The organism is Clostridium tarantellae (assembly GCF_009295725.1).
Taxonomy (GTDB): Bacteria; Bacillota; Clostridia; order Clostridiales; family Clostridiaceae; genus Sarcina; species Sarcina tarantellae.
Map to the genome: position 1 here is coordinate 1 of NZ_WHJC01000209.1, position 5,912 is coordinate 5,912.

The following is a 5,912-nucleotide window of genomic DNA, read 5'->3' on the forward strand; positions in this document are numbered from 1 at the left end:
AGGTGATGATTAACATGAATAAAATAAAAGTTTCTATTATTGTTCCAGTATATAATGTTAAAGATTATTTAGAAGAATGTATAAATTCTCTTAGAAAGCAAACTCTTTATAATATAGAAATAATTTTAATTAATGATGGATCAACTGATAGTAGTGGAGATATATGTAATAAGTATTCTTTATTAGATAAAAGAGTAAAAGTAATTCATCAAAAAAATATGGGACAAAGTGTAGCACGTAATAGAGGATTGAAAAATGCTATTGGAGAATATGTAATATTTATAGATAGTGATGATTATGTTTCATTAGATATGTGTAAAAAAATGTATAATATAGCTAAGAAATATGATTTAGATATTGTACATGGGGATTTATTAAATGAAAAAGAAATAATAAATAAAAATAAGAATTTTAGAAAAATACCAAGTGAAAATAAAGTTATTGAAGGAATACAATATATAAAAGAAAGCATAAATAATAATTCATATGACATAGTTACTTGGCTAAATTTTATAAAAAGAGATTTTTTAATAAATAATAAAATTGAATTTTTAGAAGGAAGATTTTATGAAGATCAAGAATATACTTTGAAACTATTAACAGTTAATAAGAATAGATTTATGAAAATTAGATTTCCTTTTTATTATTATAGACCTTGTAGAAAAGGTAGTACTACTAATGTACCAAATTTAAAAAAAGGAATTGATTCTATAGAAATAATAAATTCTATGATTAATTATGTAGTTAATTTAAACAGTATTAAAGAAAATAAAATATATATGTATATGGTTATATCACAATCATATTATCATTTATCTAGTTTATGGGTTAGGATGAATAAAGAAGATAAAAATATCATAATAAAAAAAGTTAATAAAAATATCTTATGGAATGATTATATTTCAAAGTATAAATACCCTAATAATAGAATTAAGATACAAAATTTTATTTTTTCAAAATCACCTAAAACATTAAATTTTATATATAATTTAAAGAATAGTTTTATTGTGAATAGAGGATAGTTTATGACGAAAATTAAAATATCAGTAATAGTTCCAGTATATAATGTAGAAATGTATTTAGAGCAATGCATTGAGTCTATTGTTAATCAAACAATTAAAGAAATTCAAATAATTTTAATTGATGATGGTTCAAAAGATAAGAGTAGTGAAATATGTGATAAATATAAAAATAAGGATAATAGAATAGAAGTAATACATCAAGAAAATAAAGGAGTTTCTAAAAGTAGAAATATAGGAATAAATAAAGCGAAAGGAAAATATATAGCTTTTATAGATAGCGATGATTATATAAGTAATAATATGTTAGAAACTTTATTTAATAATGCAGAAAATAATTATAGTGATTTGGTTTCATGTAATCATTTTAATATATATGAAAATGGCAAATTAAAATCAATATTGAATTATAAAGAAGAAATATGCAATAAAGAAGAGTTTATAAATAATTTTGTTAAAAATAATATAGTAAATGGGAAAATTGGCATGGTATTATGGGACAAACTATTTAGGCTAGATATTATAAATAATAATAATATAAGATTTAAAAGTATAGTATTGGAAGATTATTTATTTATAATGCAATATTGTGTTTATGTTAATATTTATAGCTCAATTAATAAATGTCTATATTACTATAGAGTTATTAATAATAGTTTAACCAAAAGATTTAATTTTAATATTTTTGAGAATTTACTTTATGTTCAAAAAGAAAAAGAAATTATAATGGAAAATATCAAGTTTTATGATAATAATAAAGAATTATTACATGAATGGTTTTTAAATTATTGTAAAAATATTATGTTCTTATTATATTATTTAAATGTAGATATATCATATGAAAAAAAGAAAAATTATATACAAAATATTATAAGCAATGAAAAGGTAATTTATTATATAAATTATAGAGGTTATAATTTGTATAATAAAGATAACTTAGTAAAACTCATTGCCGAGAAAAATATAAACAGATTATGTTTTCATTTATATGTAAAAGCAAAATTATATAGAGTGGCAAAAAGGATTTTAAAGTAGGTGAATTTTATTGAAAGTTTTATGGATTACTAATATTCCATCTCCTTATAGAATGAAATTTTTTTCGGAGCTTGGTTCAAAATGTGAATTAACAGTATTATTTGAGAGAGCATTTTCATATGAACGAAATGAAAGTTGGAGAGATTATAAATTTCAAAATTTTAATGGAATAGTAATGAAAGGAATAAATACAGGAGTAGATACTGCTATATGCATTGAAGTAGTAAAATATTTAAAAAAAGGAGTGTATGACATTATTGTTATTAGTAATGTATCGACTTTAACAGGAATGCTGGCTATTGAAATTTTAAATATAAAAAAAATTCCTTTTATTATAGAAGGAGATGGTGCTATTGCAAAAAGTGGAAATGGATTTAAAGAAAAAATAAAAACGCATTTGAATAAAAATGCAGTAGTATGGTTTAGTACAGGTGAAAATCATGATAAATATTATCTAAAATATGGTGCTAATAAAAATAATATATGTAGATATCCATTTACTTCATTAATGGAAAATGATATTTTAAATAATTTAATTGATGAAAGAAAAAAAGCTGAATTAAAAGAAAAACATAAATTACCTAAAAATAAAAAAATAGTTTTAGCTGTAGGTCGGTTCATATATTTAAAAGGATTTGATATTTTAATAGAATCATTAAGAAATATTAAAGAAGAATATTATTTGCTTATTATTGGTGGAGGTGAAGAAAAAGATAGATATTATAAGTTAATAAAAAAATATAATTTGAAGAATATAGAATTAAAAGAATTTATAGATCCTACCGTATTAAAAGAATACTATATGCTAGCAGATTTATTTGTACATCCTACAAGAAAAGATATATGGGGGCTTGTAATTAATGAAGCTATGTCTTACGGGTTACCAGTAATAACAACAGATAAATGCGTTGCAGGTTTAGAGTTAATAGAAGATTGCAGTAATGGATTTATAGTTCCAGCAAATAATATAAAAAAATTAAGTGATAGGATAGGACAAATATTAAATAATGAAGAATTGAGAAAGAATATGTGTATAAATAATTTGAAAAAAGTTAAAAAATATACAATAGAAAATATGGCAAACATACATATAGATTACTTTAATAAATTAATTATTAATGGAGAAAGTGAATTAGATGCATAAAGTTTTAAAAGTAAGAAAAAAAGAAAAGAAAATTGATTCTATATTTTTTATTATATTTTTATGTTTTTATTTTACAGTAGGAACCTCTTTAAGTTTACCTAAAGGAGAAGTTCTGAGATGGATTGGGTGTTTTATATTAGGGATAATAGGTTTAATGCCTATGATTAAGGAAAAAAATGAATTGAAAATATGGCCTTCTTATTATAATTTTTTAATTTTTCCTACCATTATTTCTTTATGTATTAATCCACAGGTATTTTTTACTGGATTTTTTAGATTTGGATCTTTTATTTTATTTATAACTTCATTATTTTTATATTATTATAGAAAAAAAGTAAATTGTGAATATATTAAAAAAGATTTTAAGAAATTTTCTGTAATTGTAATTTTTTTAATTTTAGTACAGTTTGTTATGTTTATATTTAACCTTTCAGAGCTAGGAAAATTTCATGGTATGTATGGAAATAAAAATTATTTAGCTACAATATCTTCAGTTTCATTAATATGTTTAATTTGGATGTTCATTAATAGTAAAAAATCTAAATTTTTTATAATTATTTTATTTGTTAGCAATATTACAGTTTCTATAGCTACAGGCTCAAGAACAGCTATAGTTTGTTTGGGAATTATACTTTTTAGTTTACCTTTTATAATATTTAAGCAAAATAATATAGGTAATAAAATTAAAGCTTTACTTATTGAATTAGCACTTTTAATTTTAATATTTTTTTTATGTAAACATATAGAGATTCCAGCACTTAAAAGATTATTAGATAGTCAAGCAGGAAATGCAGCTACAGGATTTTCTAGAGATATAGTTTGGGAACAGGCGTTTATATTTTTTAAACAAAAGCCATTACTAGGTTGGGGAAATAGTGCTTCATATTATAATATTTATAAATTAAATAAGGGATTAATTTGGGGATTTCATAATTCATATTTGGTTATTTTAATTGAGAATGGAATTTGTGGAACTATATTTTATATTTTATTTTTTTTATGTGGCTTTTATATAAATTCTATAAAATATAAAAAAGCAAAATTAAATAGCACAGATAATAAATTTGTTAAAATATTATTTTTAATTTGTTTAGTTTTATTAATTAATGCTATTTCAGAATCATTTTTATTTGCAGTAGGAAATCCAATGTCTGTTTGTTTTTGGTTACCATTTATTATGTTAGATAGATTTTTAGATATAAAATTAAATAGTACTGAAGAGGTATGTGAAATAAATAAGGAAATTCAGATTTATACTTAGTTTTATTTAAATATTATAAAATATGAGGTGAATATATGAGAACAAAAAAAGCAGCTAAAAATGGAATAGTAAGTGTTGTTTGTTATTTTATAGCATTTATTCCCATGTTTGTTGTTAGAAAAGTATTTTTAGACAGGTTAGGAAATGAATTATTAGGATTAATTTCATTATTTACTAATATAATCGGTTATTTATCAATAGTAGAAATGGGTGTAGGCGCTGCAATAATTTTTTCTTTATATGAACCTTTTGCAAATAAGGAATATAAAAAAGTTGTAGGATATTTAAAGTTTTATAAAAAATGTTATATGCTTATTGGTGGTATAGTACTATGTTTAGGTATAATTGCCCTTCCTTTTTTAGGAGTATTTATAAATGATAATATAAATATAGTAGATGTTAGATTATATTTTATATTATTTTTAATAAATACTTGTATAAGTTATTTATTTTCATATAAATTAAGTATATTAAATGTTGCTCAACAAGGATATAAAGTTTCAATAGCAACAACTGTATCAAAATTAATTATAGCAATGTTGCAAATAATTTTTTTAAACATATATTCTAATTTATATATATACATATTAATTCAAATAGTAATAAATTTAATATATTACATAGCTATAAATTATTATATTGATAAATCATTCAATTGGTTAAAGGATGTAAATGGATATATTAAATTTAATGATAAAAATAATTTGTCAAAGAATATCAAAGCATTATTTCTTCATAAAATAGGAGGCGTAGCAGTATTTGGTACAGATAATATAGTTATATCTTCATTTGTAAATTTAGCAGCAGTTTCTAGGTTTGATAGTTATAATATGGTTATGATGGGTTTTGAAAGTATTATATCTAGTTTTATGAATGCAGTTACTCCTAGTATTGGAAATCTTTTAGTTGAGAAAAATGATAAGCTATCTTATAAAGTTTTTAAAAGATTATTTTTTCTGAGTTTTTGGGTTGTATCATTTATTACAGTGTCTTTATTTAATACAATTAATCAATTTGTGAATATATGGCTAGGAAAATCACAAATTTTAAATTTGTTTACTGTTTCAATATTAATGATTAATTTTTATTTTAGACTTATGAGAATTCCAGTAGATAGATTTAAAGAAGGTGCAGGATTATATTATGAAGATAGGTATGCTCCTTTATTTGAGGGAATAATTAATTTAATTACATCAATTATATTAGTTAAAATAATTGGATTGCCAGGTGTAATTTTAGGTACATTAATAAGTAATATTTCAGTTGTATTTTGGGTAAAGCCTAAAATAATATACAAATATATATTTAAAATAAGTTTATTTGAATATTTTAAAATGTATTTTAAATATTGTTGTATAGCCTTAATTTCATTAAGTACAACTTTTTTTATTACTAATATTATCAAAGGATATAATGGAATAATTATGTTTATAATCAATTGTTTATGTAATAT

Annotated in this window: 5 protein-coding genes; all 5 read left to right on the forward strand. The window is 21.1% G+C overall.

The window, feature by feature from the left end:
• Positions 1-14: 14 nt before the first annotated feature.
• On the forward strand, positions 15-1,022 hold the full coding sequence (locus tag GBZ86_RS11635) for a glycosyltransferase (protein WP_170272229.1): 1,008 nt from the start codon (positions 15-17) through the stop codon (positions 1,020-1,022).
• Between the two features lie 3 nt (positions 1,023-1,025).
• Complete coding sequence (locus GBZ86_RS11640; protein WP_152890858.1) at positions 1,026-2,054, forward strand: glycosyltransferase family 2 protein; 1,029 nt, start codon at positions 1,026-1,028, stop codon at positions 2,052-2,054.
• Positions 2,055-2,064: 10 nt separating this feature from the next.
• Positions 2,065-3,198 carry a glycosyltransferase gene (locus GBZ86_RS11645; RefSeq protein WP_152890860.1) on the forward strand — a complete coding sequence of 378 codons (1,134 nt, stop codon included), beginning with the start codon at positions 2,065-2,067 and terminating at the stop codon, positions 3,196-3,198.
• Positions 3,191-4,459 (forward strand): O-antigen ligase family protein, encoded by a 1,269-nt coding sequence (locus tag GBZ86_RS11650; RefSeq protein WP_152890862.1) that lies wholly within the window; start codon positions 3,191-3,193, stop codon positions 4,457-4,459. The genes GBZ86_RS11645 and GBZ86_RS11650 overlap by 8 nt, the downstream gene beginning before the upstream one ends.
• A 35-nt stretch (positions 4,460-4,494) precedes the next feature.
• Positions 4,495-5,912, forward strand: a 1,418-nt coding sequence (locus GBZ86_RS11655; RefSeq protein ID WP_152890864.1) for a lipopolysaccharide biosynthesis protein, incomplete at its 3' end; no start/stop codon positions are given.

Coding starts and splice junctions, on each gene's coding strand:
- GBZ86_RS11635 (WP_170272229.1), top strand. CDS start 15: ATGAATAAAATAAAAGTTTCTATTATTGTTCCAGTATATAATGTTAAA.
- GBZ86_RS11640 (WP_152890858.1), top strand. CDS start 1,026: ATGACGAAAATTAAAATATCAGTAATAGTTCCAGTATATAATGTAGAA.
- GBZ86_RS11650 (WP_152890862.1), top strand. CDS start 3,191: ATGCATAAAGTTTTAAAAGTAAGAAAAAAAGAAAAGAAAATTGATTCT.